Source organism: Ornithinimicrobium faecis, assembly GCF_023923225.1.
Classification (GTDB): Bacteria; Actinomycetota; Actinomycetes; order Actinomycetales; family Dermatophilaceae; genus Ornithinicoccus; species Ornithinicoccus faecis.
Genome location: NZ_CP099489.1, coordinates 2,208,523 through 2,229,697 on the forward strand (window position 1 = coordinate 2,208,523; position 21,175 = coordinate 2,229,697).

Consider the following 21,175-nt stretch of genomic DNA (forward strand, 5'->3'; position numbering starts at 1 on the left):
TCAGTCGCTGGTCAGGATGACGAGCTGCTGAGTGGCTCGCGTCATCGCGACATAACGATCCACCGCCCCCTCGATCCCGTCTCCGAAGTCCTCTGGATCGACCAGGATCACCAGGTCAAACTCCAGCCCCTTGGCCAGCACGGGGGTCAGCGACCGGACCCGCGGACGCGCCTCGAAGCCCGGGTGCCCGATGACGCAGGCGATGCCCTCCTCGTGCTCGGCCAGCCAGGTCGACAGGATCGTGTCCAGCCTGTCGCGGGAGTCGTGCACCACGGGTATGCCGCCCTCCCGCACCGAGGTGGGCACGTTGGCATCGGGGATGGCAGCCCTGATGACCGGCTCCGCCTGTGCCATCACCTCGGCGGGCGTGCGGTAGTTGATGCTCAGGGAGGCGACCTCGATCTGGTCCAGGCCGATCCGCTCCAGCCGCTCGTTCCAGGACTCGGTGAAGCCGTGTCTGGCCTGGGCCCGGTCCCCGACGATCGTCATGCTCCGCGAGGGGCAGCGGCTGAGCAGCATCTGCCACTGGGCGTCGGTGAGCTCCTGGGCCTCGTCGACGATCACGTGCGCAAAAGGTCCCGCGAGACGGTCCGGCGTGGCGGTCGGCAGAGCGCCGGAGTCCACGAGCTTGTCCCGCAGGTCCTGGTGCCGCAGCTGCTGTGACAGGCCGCCGATGTTGTCGGCCTCGAGCATCCGGTCGATGACCTCGTCCATGCGTGCCCGCTCCGCCGCCGCGGCGGCCTCCTGGCGCTGTCGCCGGCGCACAGCACCGGAGTCACCGAGGCGCTGCCGGGCAGCGTCCAGCAGGGGCAGATCGGACTCGGTCCAGGCGGTCGGATGCTCCCGCTGCAGACGCCCCACGTCACCCGCCGAGAGCCATGGCGCGGCCAGGCGCAGGAAGGCCGGCACGGACCAGAGGTCCGCGACCAGGTCCTCGGGCTCGAGCAGCGGCCAGGCCCCGTTGAAGGTCGCGGTCAGCTCCTCGTGCTCGGCCAGCGCGCGGCGCAGATCAGCCTCCGCGAAGTGCTCGTCGTCCTCCTCGACCTCCACGGCGTCCACAAGGATCTGCACGAGGGTCTCCCAGACCTGCTCGCGGGCGTCGTTGTGCGGCACCCCCGGCTCTGGGGACGCGAAGGCCTCGGCCCAGTCCATGGCCCGGACGGTTAGCTCGACCCCGTCGACCTCCAGGCGCGTTCCCGTGCTGGGTGGCTCCTCATAGAAGCGGACGGCCGGCTCAATGACCTCGACCATCTCCCGGGACGACTTGAGGGCGGCGACCTCGGCGTCATCCTCTGGCCCCGCCGTCGCGCCCTCGGGCAGCAGGTCGCGCAGGGTGACGGTCTGCACACCCTCCTCACCCAGGCTGGGCAGGACGTCGCCGACATAGTTCAGATACGGCTCGTGCGGCCCGACGAACAACACACCGCCGCGCTGGTGACCGAGGCGAGGATCGGCATACAGCAGGTAGGCCGCGCGGTGCAGGGCCACCACCGTCTTGCCGGTGCCCGGCCCACCGTCGACGACGAGCGCCCCGCGCGAGCCGGCCCGGATGATGGCGTCCTGGTCGGACGCGATGGTGCTCAGCACGTCGCGCATCCGGGGTGACCGGCTGCTGCCCAACGTCGCGATGAAGGCCGACTGGTCATCGAGCGCGGCGTGCTGCGTCAGCCCCTCGGCGGTGAAGACCTCGTCCCAGTAGTCGTTGACCTGCCCGCCTCCTGTCCAGCGATAGCGCCGACGACTCACCAGGCCCATCGGATCGGCGTGGGTGGCGGCGAAGAAGGGCTCGGCGGCCGGCGCGCGCCAGTCGATGAGTAGACGATCGCCGGTGCTGTCGGTCAGCCCGGTGCGCCCGATATAGATGGGCTCGGGGTCACCGGCGCGCACGACCCGGCCCAGGCACAGGTCGAGGCCGAAACGGTGCAGGAGCCGCAGCTGTCCGGTGAGCCGGTGGATCTCCAGGTCGCGGTCGAGGGCTGCCTGCCCCGAGCCTCCCGGGGCCCGGCGGGCAGCGTCCAGCCGTCTGGTCAGCTCGGTGATCTGCTCGGACTGGGTGGCGGCGATGGCCGCGAAGTGCTGCTCGTCCCCGGCGATCAGGGCGGGGTCGTTCTTGGCGGCAAGGGTCTCGGGGAGGGCAAAGGCGGTGGTGGTCTGGTTGGTCATGCAGGCGTCAGCTCCCAGGGATGGTGATGGGCGGTGTCACGGTGCTCGTTAATGGCTCGGCAGGCCGGTCAGTCCCCCTCGTGACCTGCGGGTTTGTGCGCGTGAAGCACCCAGTGTGAACGCCAGAAGCCGCTTGCGGCAAGGCCCCCCATGCGCTATATATTGGAAAGGGCAGGGGGAGACAGCGTGCCGGTGCTGGGGGACTTAGTCGGCGGTTGCCAGCAGTGATTCGACCCGGCCGCGCGCTGGGGACCGTCGTATGCCGCTGGGTTGCGTCAGCGCTCAGGCTGCGGTCTCGTGGTGGTGTCGGCAGCGCGCCTGATAACTCTCGATGCCACCGACGTGCTCCTCGGCCGCGGCCAGCGCGTCGCTGGTGGCATCCGTGTCCACGCGTTGGTGCAGGGCTGCCTCGCCACCGCAGACCGAGCACACCGCCGTCAGCCGCGTGACGACCTCTGCGGTGGCCATGAGCGTGGGCAGTGGCTCGAACGGCCGCCCGTCGAAGGTGACCGACAGCCCCGCCACCAGCACGGTGAGGCCCCGGGCGGCGAGCTCGTCAACGACGTCCACGAGCCCCGGGCCAAAGAACTGCGCCTCGTCGATGGCCACCAGATCGGGGGAGCGGCCCTCCAGCAGCGACCGCAGGGCGGTCACGTCTGGAGCGGTGCGCGAGACCACGCTCACCCCGGAGTGCGAGGCGACCTGACCGGTGCCGTGGCGAGCGTCCAGGGCGTGGTTGACCACCTCGACCTCGAGGCCGGCCAGCCGGGCGCGCCGCACCCGGCGCACCAACTCCTCGGACTTGCCCGCAAACATCGGCCCGCAGATCACCTCCACGTGACCCGCCACCGGCGCTGCTCTCATGGCAGGAGTCTAGGACCGGAGCGATTCGCGGTGGTCCGTCCTCAGTCCAGGATCTGGCCGATCGGCTCGCGCTTCTCCGCCTGGAAGCGATCCTCGGTGCGGCCATAGGCCCAGTAGCCCGAGAGCGACAGGTCCTCACGCGGCACCTGGCGCTCCTTCATCAGGGCCCGCACGGCCTTCATCGACTCCCGCTCGCCGTGGGCGAAGACCTGCACCCGCCCCTGCGGCCAGGGTCCAGCGGCGACCGCCTCGGCCAGCAGGCTCGTCTCGCTCGACGGCCCGGTCAACCACTCCAGCCGTATGCCGTGAGGCGCCTTGATCTCGATCCTCCCCGAGTCCTCGGTGGTCTGCAGGTAGACGACGCCCTGGGCGTCGGTGGGCAGCACCTCAAGGGCCGCGCAGATGGCCGGCAGGGCTGACTCGTCGCCGATGAACAGGTGCCAGTCGGCCGTCGGGTCCGGGGCGTAACCTCCGCCGGACCCGGAGGCGACGAACTGGTCACCAGGTCGAGCCTCACGTGCCCAGGGGGCGGCGACGCCCTCGTCGCCGTGCACGACGAAGTCGATGGCCAGACGCTGGTTCTCCCGGTCGACCCATCGCAGGGTGTAGGTCCGCCGAACTGGCTGGTCCTCGGGGGCGAGGGTCTCGCGCAGGTGAGCCTCGTCATACGGCGGGGTCAGACCCAGCTCCGGCTTGACGAAGAGCAACTTGACATAGGCATCGGTGAACTCATTGAGGTTGAGGGTCGAGAACCCCTCACCGCCGCCAACGATCCGCACGGTGGTGGGGGAGACCCACTCCGAGGACTCGACGGTCAGGAGCGCCTGGGGGCGCGGTGGACGATTCGGCTTGCTCACCCCATTAGGCTTGCACAGTCGCTCTCCGCGACGGCCATCGCCCACCGATCCTCTAGGAGTCACCGTGCCTGCCCAGATCACCGTCACCATCGCCGGGAGCGAGCGATTGGTCGATCAGGGCACGACCGCGGCCGACCTCTTCGCCGACGACAAGGCAGTCGTGGTCGCCCGGGTCGGTGGCGAGCTGCGCGACCTGGCCCACTCGCTGACTGATGGAGACGTCGTCGAGCCGGTGCTGATCAGCGAGCCCGACGGTCTCGACGTGCTGCGCCACTCCTGCGCCCACGTCCTCGCGCAGGCGGTCCAGGAGGTCAACCCGGACGCCAAGCTGGGCATCGGCCCCCCGATCCGCGACGGCTTCTACTACGACTTCGACGTGGCCGAGCCGTTCCAGCCCGAGGACCTCAAGAAGCTCGAGAAGGTGATGCAGCGCATCATCAACACCGGTCAGACCTTCCACCGCCGCGACATCGAGGACGACGCGGCCCGCGAGGAGCTGGCCCGCGAGCCCTACAAGCTCGAGCTGATCGGTCTGAAGGGCGGCTCCGCCGAGGATGCAGCTGAGGGGGCTTCGGTCGAGGTCGGCGGCGCACAACTGACGATCTATGACAACAAGGACCGCACGGGTGAGACCGTCTGGGGCGACCTGTGCCGTGGCCCGCACCTGCCGACCACCAAGCTGATCGGCAATGCCTTCAAGATCACACGCAGCGCCGCGGCCTACTGGCGTGGCTCGGAGAAGAACCCCCAGCTGCAGCGGATCTATGGCACGGCCTGGCCGTCCAAGGACGAGATGAAGGCCTATCTGGACCGGCTCGCCGAGGCAGAGCGCCGCGACCACCGCAAGCTGGGCGCGGAGATGGACCTCTATTCCTTCCCCGAGGAGATCGGCCCGGGTCTGCCGGTCTTCCACCCGCGTGGCGGCGTGCTGAAGCGGGTCATGGAGGACTACGTCCGCCAGGCGCACATCGACGCCGGATTCCAGTATGTCGGGACGCCGCACATCTCCAAGGAGGGGCTGTTCCACACCTCCGGTCACCTGCCCTACTACGCCGAGGGTATGTTCCCGCCGATCGATGACGACGGGCAGCCCTATCGCCTCAAGGCGATGAACTGCCCGATGCACAACCTGATCTTCCGCAGCCGCGGACGGTCTTATCGCGAGCTGCCCCTGCGCTTCTTCGAGTTCGGCACGGTCTATCGCAACGAGAAGTCGGGCGTGCTGCAGGGGCTGACCCGCGTGCGGATGATCACCCAGGACGACAGCCACTCCTATGTCACCCGCGAGCAGGCCCCCGGCGAGATCAAGCACCTGCTCGACTTCGTGACCCAGCTGCTCAGCGACTTCGGGTTGAACGACTACTACCTCGAGCTGTCCACCCGCGACGCGACCGGTGACAAGAAGGACAAGTTCATCGGCTCCGACGAGCAGTGGGCCGAGGCGACCGCGATCCTGGAGCAGGTGGCGACCGAGACCGGGCTGGAGCTCGTGCCCGACCCCGGCGGCGCGGCCTACTACGGGCCGAAGATCTCCGTCCAGGCGCGCGACGCCATCGGGCGCACCTGGCAGATGTCGACGATCCAATACGACTTCAACCAGCCCGAGCGCTTCGAGTTGGAGTTCTCGGCTGCGGACGGCACCCGGCAGCAGCCGGTCATGATCCACTCGGCCAAGTTTGGCTCGATCGAGCGGTTCATCGGTGTGCTCGTGGAGCACTATGCGGGGATGTTCCCGCCGTGGCTGGCGCCCGTGCAGGTGGTCGGCGTGCCGGTGGCCGAGGAGTTCGACGGCTATCTCAAGGAGGTCGAGGCCCAACTGCTGGCTGCGGGCATCCGGGTGGAGCTTGACCTGTCCGACGACCGGTTCCCCAAGAAGATCCGCAATGCGAGCAAGTCGAAGGTGCCGTTCATCCTGATCGCCGGAGGCGACGACCGGGACGCCGGCGCGGTGTCCTTCCGCTATCGCGACGGCTCACAGAAGAACGGTGTCCCGATCGCCGAGGCTGTCGAGGAGATCGCCGCCGCCGTGCACGAGCGCGTCCAGGTCTGACCCCAAAAAGATAAAGGTTTCGCACGCCTGTCCCGCATTTTGATACAGGTTTCGTACGTCTTCCCCGCATTCTGATACAGGTTTCGTACGGGCGCGTCCGCCCCGCATTGTGGTTCAGGTTTCCCTCTGGCGGCACGGTGCGTGGCCCTGGGAGTTTGAACGGAGCCGGGTGCCGACTCGACATACGAAACCGCTAGGAAGAGAACCCGCCTCCACCAGCTCGGCGATCAGCTCATCCTCGGCGGCCCGGCCCGCGTCGAAGGTCGCTTGCTGGGCCGCGGTCAGCACGGTTCGTCCTCGCGTGAGCCGACGCCATGCCGATCCATGACGTCGATAGCTTTTCCCAACGCATCAGCCGCCCGGGCCAACTGGTCTCGCTCGGCCACGGCCTTGTCCCGCTCACCGATCAACCGCTCGACCTCGGCCTCCAACCGGCGGACCTCAGCGGCGTCTTCCTGGGTCATCGACCCAGTATGGCGAGGCACCTGGCCACGCGCCAGATCACCGTCAGCCAGAGCCTTGCGCCAGAAGAACAGATGGCTATAAGACAACCCATGCTCCTGCAGATACGCGGTCGTCCCGTGCTGACGCTCCAAGTACGCCAGCACATGCTCCCGCTTCTGCTCAGTCGAGAAAGACCGTGCTGCAATCGTGGCAACTGCCATGACACCCTCCATCAATCAGGTGGGTCACAAACAGACTGCCAGCTAGGGGAGCGTACGAGACCTCTATCAATTTGCGGTGCGGCGTACGAAACCTTTATCAATTTGCGGTGCGGCGTGCGAGACCTTTATCAATTTGCGGGGCGGCGCAGGTGCGTGAGGACCACGACACCGCGCGGCGAGAGCCGATATCCCGTCGGGAGGCTCTCGGTCAGGCCCAGTTCCTTCAGGCGGCGCACGTTGGCCTTGAACGGAGCCCGCTCCCACCCGATGGACGCCCCGATCGTCTCGGCGAGCTCGGCAGGGCGTGCCTCGATGAGCTCGAGGAAAGACCTGGTCCACGGGCCGCGCGTGCTGCGCCGATCCATGGCAACGAGGTGCTCAGCGATGCTCCCGAGCTCCTCGGGAGCCAGCGCGTCGTGCTCTCGCAGCGTGACCCGCTCGTCCGCACCGAGGAACTCGAGTCCGATCCGATAGACCGTGCCCTCCTTGCGGGCCAGGAAACGCTCAAGCTCGAGGCGCGTGCGCCCAGCCCGGGCAGCGTCCTGCTCCGTGATCTCGCGGGCATCGATCGGTTCCACCGAGGTGAACCCGATGACGCCAGCACGGGTGCGCTGGCGACCTCCGTCGACATGCATCGGGCGCCGCCAGACCCGGAAGGCCAGGTCCACCTCGCCGGCGACGATCCGGTCGAGGTCAACGTTCGAAAACATCACCTGCTGATCGGACCACAGAGTGAGGCGAGTGCGCCAGCGACGGTGCGCCTCGGCATACCGGACCGGCCTCCCGGGAGAGGATCAGCGAGGCTCGAGCAGGAAGATCGGGATGAGACGCTCGGTCTTGGTCTGGTAGTCGGCATAGGAGGGGAAGGCCGCGACCCCGCGCTCCCACCAGATCTCACGCTCCTGGCCGGACAGCTCCCGGCTGGTCATCGCCGTCTCGGTGGTGCCGTCGAGCACGCTGACCTGGTCGGGGTTCTTGCGGATGCTGGCAGTCCACTGCGGGTGCGTGGGTGCGCCACCATGGCTGGCGACGGCGAGATAGTTGCCGTCGTGCTCCACGCGCATCAGGGGCACCCGGCGAGGCCGCCCGGACTTGGCCCCGATCACCGTCACCACGACAACGTCGCGGCCCTGGACCTTGGCGGCAGAGGAGTCGCCCCCCGCCTCATCGATGGCGTCCAACTGGTTGCGCACCCAACTGGTGGCGGGCTGGACGTAGTTGTCGCGGTCTGCGGTGGTTTCCGTCATGTTCAGTGCCAACCGAGACGAAGCGAGGTCTGTTCCATGCTGGCTGTGGACGATCTCGGACCACTGTCAGACGTCTGTCCTAAAGTGGTTTGTGTCGTCAAAGAAGAGCACCCGCTGTCGTTCGGGAGGAGGGCAAGATGAGCGTTGAGACTCACCGCGAGCCGCCGCCGACTGAGCTGCCCACCGAACCGCCCACTGAGTTGCCCACCGGGCCGTTGACCGCGGCTGAGGTGACGGGCTGGCTCCGGCGATTGGCTGTCGGTGGGGGCCTGGCGCCGTTGGGGGCAACGGCCGCGGGGGACCTGTGCGACCTGCTCGGTGCGCTGGAGTCGGTCAAGAATGCCACCTCGGCGGCGCAGGCTCGGGCGACGGTGCTGGCTGCCGAAGCGTTGACTGAGGCGGCCGTCGCGGGAGGGACCCCCGAAGCAACGGCGGACAAGGGCGTGGCTCAGCAGTTGGCGCTCGCCCGGCGAGAGTCACCGTTTGCCGGTCGGCGGCACGTCGGCTTTGCGCGGGCTGTGGTGAGCGAGATGCCGTGCACGCATGCTGCCCTTACCGCGGGCCTGATCTCGGAGTGGACCGCGACGCAGATCGTGAAGGAAACGGCCTGTCTGTCTCTGGCACACCGCCAGGCCGTGGATGCCCACCTTGAGGGGCGGTTCGGGACCGACTCGCACCGGGCCCTCGTCGCGGCCGCCAAGGCGAAGGCCTACGAGCTGGACCCCTACTCGGTGGCCAACCGTGGGCGCAGGGCGAGATCAGATCGCCGCGTGAGTGTGCGCCCGGCACCGGATGTGATGGCGATCGTCTCCGGCTACCTTCCGGTCGCCGACGGCGTCGCCTGCTATAAGGCGCTCAACGAGGCAGCCAAGGGTGTGAAGTCAGCTGGCGATGAGCGGTCCCTGGACCAGATCCGGGCAGATCTGTTCACGCAGCGGTTGACCGGACGGGTCCCCGCCGAGGGCGTGAACATCGAGCTCGGGCTGGTAATGACCGATCGGGCACTGCTCGGGCAGGACGAGACGCCGGCGCGCCTGGAGGGTTATGGCCCGATCCCGGCGCCGATGGCCCGTGACCTGGTCCGCGACGGCCAGGCCGACAGTGGTGACCAGGGGGCGCAGGGACTGGCCCAGCGGGCAGTGGTGTGGCTGCGGCGTCTGTATGCCGATCCAGTCACCGGAGTGCTGGTGGAGCAGGACAGCCGGCGGCGCACGTTCACCGGGGCGTTGCGCAGGTTCCTGGTTGCACGTGACCAGGTGTGCCGCACGCCCTGGTGCGATGCGCCGGTGCGGCACGCCGACCACGTCCTGCCCTGGGCCCGCGGTGGACGGACCACCGCCGACGAGGGGGAGGGGTTGTGCGAAGCATGCAACTACGCCAAGGAGACCACGGGCTGGTCCCATGAGGTGGTGGACCTGCCCGACGGGACCCACACGGTGAAGATCACGACGCCGACCGGTCACACCTACTATTCCCAGCCGCCGCCGGTCCTGCCCTCACTGGGTGATCAGGGCAGCGCTGTGCCCTGTGCTGGTGTGCCCTCTGTTGATGTGCCCTGTGCTGGTGTGCCCCGCACTCAGCAGAGGCCATGGCTGGACCCGGAGACTTCAGGGCACGGACCAGAGACCGGGAGAGCGAGTGCGATGTGTTGCACTCGGGAGTCGCGAGTGATCACTCTGCGACTGAAGGATGACGAGACCCCACGATCGGCCTCAGGGTCACAGCGACCGCCGGGACGCCAGGCAACCGTGAAACGACGTCTGCTCCAGTTCGGTGCGTGGCGCGTCGCGAGTCACGGCGGCGATGACGGCACTGCGCATCCAACGGACCCGGCCGACCAACCGAGCCCGCTCGAGCGCCACCTGTCCGAGAGGTTGGCGCAGGCGGTCTGACGCGCGCAGGCCACTCAGCCGCGTTGCACCGGCCCGGACTGAGGACCTGGCTCCTGGGTGCACGCGGATAGGATCTCCTCCATGGTCGAGCAGCAGCACTCGGGGGAGCCCGCAGCCCAGGCCGGGGAAGCAGACGCCGCGGAAGCCGCGACTGACTTCGCCAGGGTGCCGGACGGCTTCCAACGTTTGTGGACACCTCACCGGATGGCCTACATCCGCGGGGACCGACCCTCTGAGAGGGCGGGCACGGGTTGCCCGTTTTGCGCGGCGCCCGACAAGAGCGACGCCGAGGGGTTGGTCGTCCACCGTGGTGAGACCTGTTACGTCGTGCTCAACCTGTTCCCCTACAACCCGGGCCACCTGCTGATCTGCCCCTATCGCCACGTCCCGCTCTACACCGACCTCACGCCGGAGGAGACGGTCGAGTTCGCCCAGCTGACCCAGGCGGCGATGGAGGCCCTGCGCGGAGCCTCGGCACCGGCCGGCTTCAACATCGGCATGAACCAGGGCGAGGTCGCGGGGGCGGGCGTGGCCGCGCACCTCCACCAGCACGTCGTGCCCCGGTGGGGCGGCGACATGAACTTCCTGCCGATCATCGGGCAGACCAAGGCGGTGCCCACTCTCCTCGAGGACGCCCGGCAGGCTCTCGTCAAGGCGTGGCCGTCCTGAGGGTGGCCGACAGCACGGTCGGCGGATCGGGGAGACGCTCAGTGATGAGTGATGGGGAGCACAGGCCTACTCGGCACGCCGCAGCCACGCGGCGAGCACCTATCAGTAGCCTGGGTCCACGATGCTGAACAAGTACGCCCGGGCATTCTTCACTGCACTCCTCACCCCGATCGCGCGCCTCCTGCTGCGCCTCGGGGTGAGTCCTGACGCCGTCACGGTGGTCGGGACCATCGGAGTGGCCTTCGGTGCGCTCTACTTTTATCCACTCGGCGAGCTGTGGTGGGGGACCTTGTTCATCACCGCCTTCGTCTTCACCGATCTCATCGACGGCACGATGGCCAGGATGTCCGACCGCACCAGCTCCTGGGGCGCCTTTTTGGACTCGACGCTGGATCGGATCGGCGACGCAGCTGTTTTCGGGGGACTGATCCTCTATTTCACCGGCCGCGGGGACGACGACCTCACCGCCGCTCTGGCCCTGGCGTGCCTGATCCTCGGCTTCATCGTCAGCTATGCCAAGGCTCGCGCCGAGAGCCTCGGGTTCACCGCCAACGTCGGCATCGCCGAGCGCGCCGACCGTCTGGTCGCGACCTTGGTGACGACCGGCTTCTGCGGGCTCTTCCTGCCCATGTGGGTGCTGACCGTTGTCCTCGGACTGTTGGCCGTTGCCAGCCTGATCACGGTCCTGCAGCGCATCCTGACCGTCCGCACCCAGGCGATGACCGACGCGGTGGGCTCGTGAGTGACCTGGGCGACCAGGCGACCGTGCTGGCCTACCGGCTCGGTTGGGCCGCCGTCCGCAAGCTGCCGGCTCGGGGGGCCTACGCCCTGTTCGACCGGATCGCCGACCTGATGCACCGCCGCGGGGGCAAGGGGGTGGAGCGGATGCGCTCGAACTATGCCCGCATCCGCCCCGAGCTGTCGCCCGGCGATCTGGACGACCTGGTGCACGCTGGCCTGCGTTCCTACATGCGCTACTGGTGTGAGTCTTTCCGGCTCCCGGACCGCACGGCAGACGAGCTCGCGGCGAGCGTGCGCGTGGTGGGCGAGCAGGCACCACGGGAGGCTCTGGAAGGTGGGCAGGGCGTCGTCTGCTTCCTCGGTCACCTCGGCAACTGGGACACCGTGGGTGCCTGGGCTACCCACCACCTGGCTCCGGTGACGACAGTGGCCGAGCGACTGAAGCCGGAGGAGCTGTATGACCGCTTTGTCGCCTATCGCGAGGCCCTCGGTATGACCATCCTCCCGCTGACCGGTGGACAGTCACCGTTCCGGACCCTGGTGCGCACCGTCAAGGAGGGCGGCCTCGTGCCGCTGCTGGCGGACCGGGACCTGACCGACTCTGGCGTCGAAGTCACCCTGTGCGGCCACCCGGCCAAGATGGCCAGCGGCCCGGCAGCGCTTGCCCTGGCCACCGGCGCCCCGCTGCACCCGGTCACCGTCACCTACGAGCCAACCCCGGCCGCCACGCGCATCGGGGGCTCCACGGACACCGAAGATCACGGGGAGGGCGCACGACCGAACCGCGCCTCGGCATACCGTGTCGTCCTGACCTTTGGCCCGGCGGTGGCGGTCCCGGACGGGGGCACCCGCAGCGAGCAGATCACCGCGATGACCCAGGCGTGCGCCGATTTCCTCGGCGCGGCTCTGCGAGAGCACACCGAGGACTGGCACATGATGCAGCGCGTCTTCGTGGCGGACGGGATCCGCTGATGCGCATCGGGATCGTCTGCCCCTATTCCTTTGACGTGCCCGGCGGGGTGCAACTGCACATCCGGGACCTGGCCGAATACCTCCTGCGCCGCGGGCACGTCGTCTCGGTGCTGGCCCCGGCCGATGAGGGGACTGAGCTGCCCGACTATGTCGTCAGCGCTGGTGGGGCGGTCCCGGTCCGGTTCAACGGGTCGGTCGCCCGGCTCTCGTTCGGCCCGATCGTGGCCAACCGGGTGGACGCGTGGCTGGACGACTGGGACTTTGACGTGCTGCACCTGCACGAGCCAGCAGCGCCGAGCCTGTCCCTGCTGGCGCTCTGGGCGGCGAGGGTGCCGATCGTCGCGACCTTCCACAGCTCGCAGTCCCGAGTGGGCACGATGCGCGCGGCCCAACCGCTGCTGCAGCCGGGGTTGGACAAGATCTCCGCCCGGATCGCCGTCTCCGACGCAGCGCACAAGACGATGGCGTCCGGGTTTGGTGGCACCACGCTGGTCATCCCCAACGGGGTGTATGTCGACCGGTTCGCCCCCCAGGACGCCGCACCGGAGGACGCCGCACCAGCAGGCGCCCCACCCGAGGTCGGTGGCCGCCCGCGGATCGTCTTCCTGGGGCGATTCGACGAGCCGCGCAAGGGGTTGCCGGTGCTGCTGGCTGCCCTGCCGCTCGTGCTGGCCCAGGTCCCGGATGCCGCGTTGTTCGTGGCAGGTCCTGGAGACGTTGAGGAGGTGCGCTCGGGCCTGTCCAGCCAGGTCGCCGACGCCGTGCACTTCCTGGGGATGGTCAGCGAGGAGGACAAGGTTGCCCTGCTGGCTGGTGCTAACGCCTACGTCGCACCCAACACTGGGGGCGAGAGTTTCGGCATCATCCTCGTGGAGGCGATGAGTGCCGGCGCCCCTGTGGTGGCCAGTGCCCTCGATGCCTTCACTGCCGTGATCGGTGATTCCGGTGCCGGTGTGATCTTTCCGGTGGGGGACCACCGTGCCCTGGCTGCCGCGATCGTGCGACTGCTGGAGAACCCGTCCGAGCAAGCGCAGTTGCGGCGTGCCGGTCAGGCCCGGGCTCGACGCTTTGACTGGTCAACAGTCGGCGCCAGGATCGAGGCGGTCTATGACTCAGTGGCCGTGGAGCGAGTGGGTGACAGTTTCCTGCGGGACGCGGCGGGTCGGGTCCGCGCTGCGGGTGGTGCCGCTGGTGGTGGTGCGGCTGCTGTCGGTGCGGAGGGGTCGGCGGGTGCTGGGGGCAAGGCCAGGGGCGGTCGCGCACCCTCAGCCTCAGACGTCGCCACGAGCCCGAACGGCCGCACGACCCGGCAGGGGTCGCTGGCCACCACGCTGCAGTCTGACTCGCCCTCTATCCGGGCGGTCCGGGCCGTGAGGAGGTGGTTTGGTCGATGAACATCGAGATCGTCTGGGGAGTCCAGGAGTGGGTGATCCTGGGCGCCATCGTGCTGGCCGCGCTGCTGGCGCTGGGGTGGTACCTCTCCTACACCGCTGTCCGCCTCGACCGCCTGCACCACCGAGTCATCGGGACCGCTGCCGCCCTCGATGCGCAACTGGTCCGCCGCGCTGAGGCCGCACTGGAAGTCGCCTACATCGCGGGGATCGATCCCGCGTCGGCCACCCTGATGGCTGCGTCGGCGGGGGCGGCCCTGGACCAGGAGGAGACCTGGTCCCAGGACCGACTGGACGCCGAGTCCCAGCTCACCGAGGTGCTGCGCGCCACCCATGCGCCGGTCGTCGGGCAGCAGGTCGAGGTCGATGAGCTCCTTGACCGCATGCGCGGCACGGGCGAGCGAGTCAAACTGGCTCGGCGCTTTCACAACGAAGCGGTCCAGGAAGCCCGTGCCGTGCGCGGCCAGCGGCTGGTGCGTTTCCTGCACCTGGCTGGCACCGCGAAGGTCCCGCTGCCGATCGGCTTCGACGACGACTGGCCGGAAACCCTCTGAGCGCTCACCGGTGTGGGGGACCGGCACCGGTGGACCTAGACTGGAGAGCCGACCCGACCACATGGTGGGACGTCGGCCCCGTGTCCACGTCCCACACCACCGGTGAGCGCACTCAATGCCGAGCACCACCTCGCCCCGGAAGGCACCAGCATGAGCACCCCTGAAACACACTCTGCGACGAACTCTGCCCCGGCCGCTGCCGCCCACGGCACGGACAACCCAACCGCCCAGGCCGGCACGACCCGCGTCAAGCGGGGCATGGCCGACATGCTCAAGGGCGGCGTGATCATGGACGTTGTCACTGCCGAGCAGGCCAAGATCGCCGAGGACGCCGGCGCCGTCGCCGTCATGGCACTGGAGCGCGTCCCGGCCGACATCCGCGCGCAGGGCGGCGTCTCCCGCATGAGCGACCCCGACATGATCGACAGCATCATCGAGGCCGTGTCCATCCCGGTCATGGCCAAGGCCCGGATCGGCCACTTCGTGGAGGCCCAGGTCCTGCAGTCCCTCGGTGTTGACTACATCGACGAGTCCGAGGTGCTCACCCCGGCGGACTACAGCAACCACATCGACAAGTGGGCCTACACCGTGCCGTTCGTCTGCGGCGCGACCAACCTGGGCGAGGCGCTGCGGCGCATCACCGAGGGCGCAGCGATGATCCGCTCCAAGGGCGAGGCCGGCACCGGTGACGTCTCCAACGCCACCATGCACATGCGGCAGATCCGCCAGGAGATCCGCCGCCTGTCCAGCCTGCCCGAGGACGAGCTGTTCGTCGCGGCCAAGGAGTTGCAGGCGCCCTACGACCTGGTGGCTGAGGTCGCCCGCAACGGCAAGCTCCCGGTCGTGCTGTTCACGGCCGGTGGCATCGCGACCCCCGCCGACGCGGCCATGATGATGCAGCTCGGCGCCGAGGGTGTCTTCGTCGGCTCCGGCATCTTCAAGTCCGGCAACCCGGGCGCCCGCGCCGAGGCCATCGTCAAGGCCACCACCTTCCACGACGACCCCGACACGATCGCCAAGGTCTCCCGGGGTCTGGGCGAGGCGATGGTGGGCATCAATGTCGACGAGATCCCGCAGCCGCACCGGCTCGCTGAGCGCGGTTGGTGAGCTGATCGGCCTGGCGCCGTGACAAGACCCTCGTGGTCGACGTCCGTCACAGGCGCCGGGGCTGAGCCGCGAGCACCGCGGCCAGTCCCTCCCGGAGGTCGGTGACGAATGACTCCGGGACCTCAAGGGAGGGGAAGTGTCCGCCTGCCTCGGGGGTGCTCCACCGGACGATCTGGCGAAAGCGCTCCTGTGCCCAGGGCCGCGGACACTTCTCGATGTCGCGGGGGTAGGTGCTGACCGCTGACGGGACCTCCACACGCAGTCGGGGGTCGACCCGGTTGACCCCACCATGGCTCTCGGCGTAGATGCGAGCGGCCGATGCACCAGTGCGCGTCAACCAGTAGAGCGTGACGTTGTCGAGGATGCGGTCGAGGGGGATCGTCTCGAACGGGCTGTCTGTGGTGTCGGTCCACTCGGCGAACTTGTCGAGGATCCAGGCGAGCAGCCCGACCGGTGAGTCGACGAGGGCATAGCCGATGGTCTGCGGCCGTGTCGCCTGCTGCTTCGCGTAGGCCGAGCGGTGCTGCCAGAAGTCACGAGTCTCCTCGGCCCAGCTGCGCTCAAGTGGACTCAGCCCGTCCGTCGTCATCCCCGGTGGCGACTGGGCCAACGTGGTGTGGATGCCGAGGACGTGCTCTGGGTGCCGTCCGCCGAGCACTGTTGTGATCACGCCGCCCCAGTCGCCGCCGTGGGCCACGAACTGGCCATAGCCCAGCCGGCCCATCAGCGTCACCCAGGCGGCTGCGATCCGCTCCACGCCCCACCCGGTGCTGGTCGGCTTGTCGCTGAAGCCGAACCCGGGAAGAGAGGGTGCGACGACATGGAACGCGGGTGCCGTTGGGTCCCTCGGATCGGCGAGCTCGTCGATGATGTCGGTGAACTCGGCGACGCTGCCCGGCCAGCCGTGCGTCAGCACCAGGGGAGTGGCGTCCGACCGGGTGGACCGGCGGTGCAGGAAGTGGATCCCCAGGCCGTCGATGGTGGTGCGGAACTGACCGATCCGGTTGAGGCGAGTCTCGAACGCGCGCCAGTCATACGTCGTGCGCCAGTGGTCGACGACCTCCTCGAGAACGGCGAGTGGAACGCCCTGCTGCCAGCGAGCCGGGTCCGCACCGGGTGGGTTCACCGTCTCGCGCTCGGGGAGCCGCGCCGCGGCCAGGCGTCGCCGGAGTTCCACCAACTCCGCGTCATGGGCCTGGACGTCGAGAGCCTGGACGTCGTGGGGCTGTTGGTTCAATGGATGGGTGGACATGAGACCTCCCGGTCTGCCATAGCGCCGGCCCGGATCATAGGAACCGGCTAAGACGGTTCTAGCATGCCTCGTCCGTGTCTGGCAACCAGCTAAGATGGTTCGTGTGCCTGACGTGTTCCCCGACTTCCGCCTGGGCGCGGTGCTGGCGACCAGCTTCACCGCGACCCTGACCGAGCGTCGTGGCGGCTCCGTGGAGCGGATCCCCACGCCTGAGCGGCTCGTCGACTGGCTGGCGATCAGCGGACTCTCCGTGGCGTCCTGCACCGACGCGGAATTGGATCGTGCGCGCGGGCTCCGTGAGGCCATCCACGCCGCGGCCACCGCGGCCGCGCGACAGGACCCGTTGCCTCCACCAGCCGTGCGGGTCATCAACGACTGCAGCACGAACGGTGGGGCCGCGGCCGTTCTGACGCCCGAGGGTGCCCGGCGCTGGCAACTCAGCGACTCGTCCAGCGTGGCCGACGCCCTCAGCGTGATCGCTGCGGACGCCGTTGCCGTCATCGCCGGGGAGCGACCCGGCCGGCTGGCACTGTGCGCCTCACCCACCTGTCAGGCGGCCTTCTTCGACACGAGCCAGAGTCGCACCCGCCTTTGGTGCGACATGAACACCTGTGGCAACCGTGCGAAGAAGGCGCGCTTCAACGCCGCCCGTTCGTGAGGACCGCGTGCTCAGAGCCAGCCCCTGGCTGGTCTACTCTGACGCCCATGCCCGCATTCCGCATACGACTGTCTGATCTCTTGCCGTGGCTCCACTGATCGGGGTCCTGGCCGTCCAGGGTGACGTCGCCGAGCACATCCGTGCCCTGACCCTCGCCGGTGCGGAGGCCGTCCCGGTCCGTCGCCCCGAGGAGTTGGCCGCGGTCGATGGGCTCGTCATCCCGGGCGGGGAGTCGACCACGATCGACCGGCTGCTGCGCATCTTTGACCTGGCCGAGCCGCTGCGCGCCCGCCTGGCTGAGGGGATGCCGGTCTATGGCTCCTGCGCCGGCATGATCCTGCTGTCCGCGGAGGTCCTCGACGGACACCCGGAGCAGCAGAGTCTCGCCGCGCTCGACATCACCACCCGCCGCAACGCGTTCGGCCGCCAGGTTGACTCGTTTGAGGTGGACCTGCCGTTCGTGGGCCTGGACGAGCCCTTCCACGCCGTGTTCATCCGGGCCCCCTGGGTGGAGCGGGTCGGCGACGGCGTCGAGGTGTTGGCCAGCATCGAACGGGACGGCGAGGAGCACGCGGTGGCCGTGCGGCAGGGCAACGTGCTGGCCACCTCGTTCCACCCCGAGGTGACCGACGACGTCCGGGTGCACGCGCTCTTCGTGGAGCTGGTCCGCGCTGCAGGTAGCATCGGGGACCCAGCAGTAGTTGAGGGACACCCGAGCACGACGAACAGGGATAACTGATGAGTGGGCACTCTAAGTGGGCAACGACCAAGCACAAGAAGGCGGTGATCGACGCCAAGCGAGGCAAACTCTTTGCCAAGTTGATCAAGAACATCGAGGTCGCCGCCCGCACCGGCGGTGGTGACCCGGCCGGCAACCCGACCCTCTTCGACGCGATCCAGAAGGCCAAGAAGACCTCGGTCCCCAACGACAACATCGACCGCGCCGTCAAGCGTGGGTCCGGTGCCGAGGCCGGCGGGGCCAACTACGAGGCGCTGGTCTACGAGGGCTATGCACCCGGTGGGGTCGCGCTCTATATCGAGTGCCTGACCGACAACAAGAACCGCGCCGTCATGGAGGTCCGCACCGCGCTGACCCGCAACGGCGGCAGCATGGCGGACAGCGGCTCAGTGGCCTACCTGTTCAACCGCAAGGGGCAGGTCGTGGTGCCCAAGGCGCAGGACTCGGGGGAGACCAGCGAGGACGCGCTCGTCGAGATCGTGCTCGAGGCCGGCGCCGAGGAGGTCGAGGACGTCGGTGACTCCTTCGAGGTCATCTCGGAGGCCACCGACGTGGTCGCGGTCCGCACCGCCCTGCAGGAGGCCGGGCTGGACTATGACTCCGCGGAGGTGACTTTCGTGCCGAGCATGGAGGTGCCGCTGGATGCCGACGGTGCCCGCAAGATGATGCGGATCATCGACGCGCTCGAGGACTGCGACGACGTGCAGAACGTCTTCTCCAACGCCGATGTGTCCGACGAGGTGCTCGCTGAGCTCGAGGCTGACGACTGACCCGACCCCCTGAGCAGCAGTCGACCGGCCAACCGCGTCTCGTGACGCGGGTGGCCGGTCGTCGTATGCCGAGGGGCTGGGGCAGCCCGGCGCGTCCTGCCCCGCTCGGGGGGACCTGTGACGTAGCGTTGTGGCGAACAGGTGTTCGGAGGAGTGTGCCGGTTGGCGCTCCGGACCACGACTGCTGAGGAGGGTTGGCCAGGTGCGCGTTCTTGGTGTTGACCCTGGCCTCACGCGCTGTGGGTTGGGCGTTGTGGAGTCCAGTGGTGGCCGCACCGTGCGCATGGTCGCCGTCGGCGTCGTGCGCACCCCGCCGGGTGATGACCCGCAGGAGCGGCTGCTGACGCTGCAGACCGAGATCGACCAGTGGCTGGCCGAGCACCAGCCGGATGCCGTCGCGGTCGAGCGGGTCTTCGCCAAGGCCAACATCAAGGGGATCATGGGCACGGCTCAGGCCTCGGCGGTCCCGATGCTCGCCGCCGCGCGGCTGGGGCTGCCCCTCGCGCTCCACACACCCACCGAGGTCAAGGCCGCGGTCACCGGCAACGGCCGGGCAGACAAGGCCCAGGTCACGATGATGATCACCCGCATCCTGGGTCTGGACACTGCGCCCAAGCCGGCCGACGCAGCCGACGCTCTTGCTCTGGCCGTCTGCCACCTGTGGCGCGGTCAGGCCGACGCCCGGTTGGCGGCGGCTGCCCAGGGCAATGCCATGCAGCGAGCCGCCCAGGACGCGGCCCGGGCACCGCGCAACCGCCTCGAGGAGTTGCACGCGGCCCACGGTTCACGTCGTGGCACTGCGACTCCTCGTCCCCAGATCGCCGCCGTCCGCAGGAGTGCCCAATGATCGCTTCCGTCCGAGGGCCCGTGCTGCACGTCGGGCTGGACCACGTCGTCGTGGAGGTCGGCGGGGTCGGCATGCACGTGCACACCACGCCCGCCACCGCGGCCGGGTGCCCTCGTGGGGGCGAGGTCACCCTGGCGACGACGCTGGTGGTGCGCGAGGAGTCGCTGACCCTGTATGGCTTCGAGGGCACCGAGGCCCGTGCGTTGTTCGAGCAGGTGCAGACCGTCTCGGGGGTCGGCCCTCGCCTCGCTCTGGCCATGCTGTCGGTGCACAGCCCTGACGGGGTCCGTCAGGCGATCGCCGGCGGGGACCTTGCTGCGCTGACCAAGGTCCCGGGCATCGGCAAGAAAGGCGCCGAGCGGATCGTGCTTGAGCTGAAGGACAAGATCCTCGCGATGGGTGTCGAGCCGTCGATCGGTGGATCAGCTCCTGCGACTGCCGGTGGCGACCCACTCGGCGGTCAGGTCCACGAGGCGCTGGTGGGTCTCGGCTGGAGCGGGAGGCAGGCCGACGACGCGATCGAGCGGGTCCGGGCTGCTGGCAGTGCACCCACGGCCGTCTCGGAGTTCCTGCGTGCAGCACTGCGGGAGCTCGGCCGGTGAGTCTGTCCGACGAGGCGGGTCGCGCCCCCCGCACCGAGGTGGGTTATGACCCCGACGACGGCTCGCTCGACGCGACGGCCCGCGTCGTCGACGCCTCAACCACCGACGAGGAGCGGCGCATCGAGGCCGCGCTGCGGCCGCGCCGACTCGCGGAGTTCCCCGGTCAGCAGCGGGTGCGTGACCAGCTCGGCCTGGTGCTCGAGGCGGCCCGGCGCCGACAGAGTCCTCCCGATCATGTCCTGCTTTCTGGGCCGCCCGGTCTGGGCAAGACCACCCTGGCGATGATCATCGCCGCAGAGCTCGAGCAGCCGATGCGCATCACCAGCGGTCCGGCGATCCAGCACGCCGGCGATCTGGCTGCGGTGCTCTCCTCCCTGGCCGAGGGCGAGGTCCTGTTCCTCGACGAGATCCACCGCATGGCGCGGCCGGCCGAGGAGATGCTCTATCTGGCCATGGAGGACTTCAGGGTCGATGTGATTGTCGGCAAGGGCCCCGGCGCCACGGCGATCCCGCTGGAGCTGCCGCCGTTCACGGTCGTGGGTGCCACCACGCGGGCGGGGCTGCTGCCCGCGCCCTTGCGGGACCGCTTCGGTTTCACCGGGCACCTGGACTACTACAACACCAAGGACCTGCAACTGATCCTGACCCGCAGCGCCGGACTGCTGGAGATCGAGAGCACCCCTGACGGGATCCACGAGATCGCCTCGCGGTCTCGTGGCACGCCCCGCATCGCCAACCGCCTGCTGCGCCGGGTCCGTGACTGGGCCCAGGTGCACGGTCAGCACATCGTCGACGAGGAGGCGGCGCTGGCGGCGCTGGAGCTGTTCGACGTCGACCAGCAGGGTCTGGACCGCCTCGACCGCGCGGTGCTCGAGGCGTTGTGCAAACGCTTCGGCGGGGGCCCCGTCGGCCTCAGCACGTTGGCCGTCGCCGTGGGGGAGGAGCCCGACACGGTCGAGACCGTCGCCGAGCCCTATCTGGTCCGCGAGGGCTACATCGTGCGCACCCCGCGCGGGCGGTCGGCCTCGAGGATGGCCTGGGAGCACCTCGGCCTGACCCCGCCCAAACCGGTTGCCGGGCAGGAGCAGCTGCCCATCGGCGACCAGCCCGGCCGCCTCGACCACTGAGCCCACCT

The 21,175-nt window shown here is 69.0% G+C and carries 21 protein-coding genes; 14 read left to right on the forward strand and 7 right to left on the reverse strand.

Going from position 1 to position 21,175, the window contains the following annotated elements:
* The 3 genes from helR to NF556_RS10250 form a co-directional block, all read right to left on the reverse strand.
* Positions 1 to 2,163, reverse strand: coding sequence for an RNA polymerase recycling motor ATPase HelR (helR, locus tag NF556_RS10240; RefSeq protein ID WP_252595532.1), 2,163 nt, complete (start codon positions 2,161 to 2,163; stop codon positions 1 to 3).
* A gap of 282 nt (positions 2,164 to 2,445) precedes the next feature.
* Positions 2,446 to 3,027, reverse strand: coding sequence for a thymidine kinase (locus tag NF556_RS10245; protein ID WP_252595533.1), 582 nt, complete (start codon positions 3,025 to 3,027; stop codon positions 2,446 to 2,448).
* A 41-nt stretch (positions 3,028 to 3,068) separates the two neighbouring features.
* Positions 3,069 to 3,884: a siderophore-interacting protein gene (locus NF556_RS10250; RefSeq protein ID WP_252595534.1), complete on the reverse strand. Its 816-nt coding sequence runs from the start codon at positions 3,882 to 3,884 to the stop codon at positions 3,069 to 3,071.
* A 64-nt stretch (positions 3,885 to 3,948) separates the two neighbouring features.
* On the opposite strand from NF556_RS10250, the gene thrS reads away from it, so the two are divergent.
* Positions 3,949 to 5,934, forward strand: coding sequence for a threonine--tRNA ligase (gene thrS, locus NF556_RS10255; RefSeq protein ID WP_252595536.1), 1,986 nt, complete (start codon positions 3,949 to 3,951; stop codon positions 5,932 to 5,934).
* A gap of 281 nt (positions 5,935 to 6,215) precedes the next feature.
* Here the strand turns inward: thrS and NF556_RS21390 are convergent, their stop codons facing one another.
* The 3 genes from NF556_RS21390 to NF556_RS10270 all read right to left on the reverse strand — a co-directional run bounded on the left by NF556_RS21390 (position 6,216) and on the right by NF556_RS10270 (position 7,846).
* Positions 6,216 to 6,611, reverse strand: a complete 396-nt coding sequence (locus NF556_RS21390; protein WP_345780147.1) for a transposase — start codon at positions 6,609 to 6,611, stop codon at positions 6,216 to 6,218.
* A 116-nt stretch (positions 6,612 to 6,727) separates the two neighbouring features.
* Entirely contained in the window at positions 6,728 to 7,309 is a 582-nt protein-coding gene (locus NF556_RS10265) for a hypothetical protein (RefSeq protein WP_252595540.1), read from the reverse strand.
* 84 nt (positions 7,310 to 7,393) lie between these two features.
* Positions 7,394 to 7,846, reverse strand: a complete 453-nt coding sequence (locus tag NF556_RS10270) for a nitroreductase family deazaflavin-dependent oxidoreductase (RefSeq protein ID WP_252595541.1) — start codon at positions 7,844 to 7,846, stop codon at positions 7,394 to 7,396.
* A 137-nt stretch (positions 7,847 to 7,983) separates the two neighbouring features.
* On the opposite strand from NF556_RS10270, the gene NF556_RS10275 reads away from it, so the two are divergent.
* The 7 genes from NF556_RS10275 (at position 7,984) to pdxS (ending at position 15,172) form a co-directional block, all read left to right on the forward strand.
* Entirely contained in the window at positions 7,984 to 9,738 is a 1,755-nt protein-coding gene (locus NF556_RS10275; RefSeq protein ID WP_252595542.1) for an HNH endonuclease, read from the forward strand.
* An 81-nt stretch (positions 9,739 to 9,819) separates the two neighbouring features.
* The gene (locus NF556_RS10280; RefSeq protein WP_252595544.1) at positions 9,820 to 10,407 is read left to right on the forward strand and encodes an HIT family protein; all 588 of its coding nucleotides are present in this window, start codon (positions 9,820 to 9,822) and stop codon (positions 10,405 to 10,407) included.
* 121 nt (positions 10,408 to 10,528) lie between these two features.
* Positions 10,529 to 11,149 carry a phosphatidylinositol phosphate synthase gene (pgsA, locus tag NF556_RS10285; RefSeq protein ID WP_252595545.1) on the forward strand — a complete coding sequence of 207 codons (621 nt, stop codon included), beginning with the start codon at positions 10,529 to 10,531 and terminating at the stop codon, positions 11,147 to 11,149.
* Positions 11,146 to 12,120, forward strand: coding sequence for a phosphatidylinositol mannoside acyltransferase (locus NF556_RS10290; protein ID WP_252595546.1), 975 nt, complete (start codon positions 11,146 to 11,148; stop codon positions 12,118 to 12,120). The genes pgsA and NF556_RS10290 overlap by 4 nt, the downstream gene beginning before the upstream one ends.
* A complete protein-coding gene (locus tag NF556_RS10295) occupies positions 12,120 to 13,514 on the forward strand; it encodes a glycosyltransferase family 4 protein (protein ID WP_252595547.1) in 1,395 nt (464 codons plus the stop codon). Before NF556_RS10290 ends, NF556_RS10295 begins: the two co-directional genes overlap by 1 nt.
* Complete coding sequence (locus NF556_RS10300) at positions 13,511 to 14,065, forward strand: hypothetical protein (protein WP_252595549.1); 555 nt, start codon at positions 13,511 to 13,513, stop codon at positions 14,063 to 14,065. The genes NF556_RS10295 and NF556_RS10300 overlap by 4 nt, the downstream gene beginning before the upstream one ends.
* A gap of 258 nt (positions 14,066 to 14,323) precedes the next feature.
* Complete coding sequence (pdxS, locus tag NF556_RS10305) at positions 14,324 to 15,172, forward strand: pyridoxal 5'-phosphate synthase lyase subunit PdxS (RefSeq protein WP_252595770.1); 849 nt, start codon at positions 14,324 to 14,326, stop codon at positions 15,170 to 15,172.
* A 46-nt stretch (positions 15,173 to 15,218) separates the two neighbouring features.
* Here pdxS and NF556_RS10310 read toward each other — a convergent pair whose 3' ends face one another.
* Positions 15,219 to 16,424, reverse strand: a complete 1,206-nt coding sequence (locus NF556_RS10310; RefSeq protein ID WP_252595551.1) for an epoxide hydrolase family protein — start codon at positions 16,422 to 16,424, stop codon at positions 15,219 to 15,221.
* 103 nt (positions 16,425 to 16,527) lie between these two features.
* Here NF556_RS10310 and NF556_RS10315 point away from each other — a divergent pair, with 103 nt between their 5' ends.
* The 6 genes from NF556_RS10315 to ruvB all read left to right on the forward strand — a co-directional run bounded on the left by NF556_RS10315 (position 16,528) and on the right by ruvB (position 21,167).
* Positions 16,528 to 17,082, forward strand: a complete 555-nt coding sequence (locus tag NF556_RS10315) for a CGNR zinc finger domain-containing protein (protein WP_252595553.1) — start codon at positions 16,528 to 16,530, stop codon at positions 17,080 to 17,082.
* Between the two features lie 85 nt (positions 17,083 to 17,167).
* Positions 17,168 to 17,821, forward strand: coding sequence for a pyridoxal 5'-phosphate synthase glutaminase subunit PdxT (gene pdxT, locus NF556_RS10320; RefSeq protein WP_252595555.1), 654 nt, complete (start codon positions 17,168 to 17,170; stop codon positions 17,819 to 17,821).
* A complete protein-coding gene (locus NF556_RS10325; RefSeq protein WP_252595556.1) occupies positions 17,821 to 18,591 on the forward strand; it encodes a YebC/PmpR family DNA-binding transcriptional regulator in 771 nt (256 codons plus the stop codon). Before pdxT ends, NF556_RS10325 begins: the two co-directional genes overlap by 1 nt.
* Before the next feature lie 202 nt (positions 18,592 to 18,793).
* Positions 18,794 to 19,438: a crossover junction endodeoxyribonuclease RuvC gene (gene ruvC, locus NF556_RS10330; RefSeq protein ID WP_252595558.1), complete on the forward strand. Its 645-nt coding sequence runs from the start codon at positions 18,794 to 18,796 to the stop codon at positions 19,436 to 19,438.
* Positions 19,435 to 20,040: a Holliday junction branch migration protein RuvA gene (gene ruvA, locus NF556_RS10335; protein ID WP_252595560.1), complete on the forward strand. Its 606-nt coding sequence runs from the start codon at positions 19,435 to 19,437 to the stop codon at positions 20,038 to 20,040. Before ruvC ends, ruvA begins: the two co-directional genes overlap by 4 nt.
* A 2-nt stretch (positions 20,041 to 20,042) precedes the next feature.
* Entirely contained in the window at positions 20,043 to 21,167 is a 1,125-nt protein-coding gene (ruvB, locus tag NF556_RS10340; RefSeq protein ID WP_306238714.1) for a Holliday junction branch migration DNA helicase RuvB, read from the forward strand.
* Positions 21,168 to 21,175 lie beyond the last annotated feature (8 nt).

Bases quoted from the DNA above. Each gene is read 5' to 3' on its own strand.
- helR (WP_252595532.1), bottom strand. From the start codon at position 2,163: ATGACCAACCAGACCACCACCGCCTTTGCCCTCCCCGAGACCCTTGCC.
- NF556_RS10245 (WP_252595533.1), bottom strand. From the start codon at position 3,027: ATGAGAGCAGCGCCGGTGGCGGGTCACGTGGAGGTGATCTGCGGGCCG.
- NF556_RS21390 (WP_345780147.1), bottom strand. From the start codon at position 6,611: ATGGAGGGTGTCATGGCAGTTGCCACGATTGCAGCACGGTCTTTCTCG.
- NF556_RS10265 (WP_252595540.1), bottom strand. From the start codon at position 7,309: ATGTTTTCGAACGTTGACCTCGACCGGATCGTCGCCGGCGAGGTGGAC.
- NF556_RS10270 (WP_252595541.1), bottom strand. From the start codon at position 7,846: ATGACGGAAACCACCGCAGACCGCGACAACTACGTCCAGCCCGCCACC.
- NF556_RS10275 (WP_252595542.1), top strand. From the start codon at position 7,984: ATGAGCGTTGAGACTCACCGCGAGCCGCCGCCGACTGAGCTGCCCACC.
- NF556_RS10280 (WP_252595544.1), top strand. From the start codon at position 9,820: ATGGTCGAGCAGCAGCACTCGGGGGAGCCCGCAGCCCAGGCCGGGGAA.
- pgsA (WP_252595545.1), top strand. From the start codon at position 10,529: ATGCTGAACAAGTACGCCCGGGCATTCTTCACTGCACTCCTCACCCCG.
- NF556_RS10295 (WP_252595547.1), top strand. From the start codon at position 12,120: ATGCGCATCGGGATCGTCTGCCCCTATTCCTTTGACGTGCCCGGCGGG.
- NF556_RS10300 (WP_252595549.1), top strand. From the start codon at position 13,511: ATGAACATCGAGATCGTCTGGGGAGTCCAGGAGTGGGTGATCCTGGGC.
- pdxS (WP_252595770.1), top strand. From the start codon at position 14,324: ATGGCCGACATGCTCAAGGGCGGCGTGATCATGGACGTTGTCACTGCC.
- NF556_RS10310 (WP_252595551.1), bottom strand. From the start codon at position 16,424: ATGTCCACCCATCCATTGAACCAACAGCCCCACGACGTCCAGGCTCTC.
- NF556_RS10325 (WP_252595556.1), top strand. From the start codon at position 17,821: ATGAGTGGGCACTCTAAGTGGGCAACGACCAAGCACAAGAAGGCGGTG.
- ruvA (WP_252595560.1), top strand. From the start codon at position 19,435: ATGATCGCTTCCGTCCGAGGGCCCGTGCTGCACGTCGGGCTGGACCAC.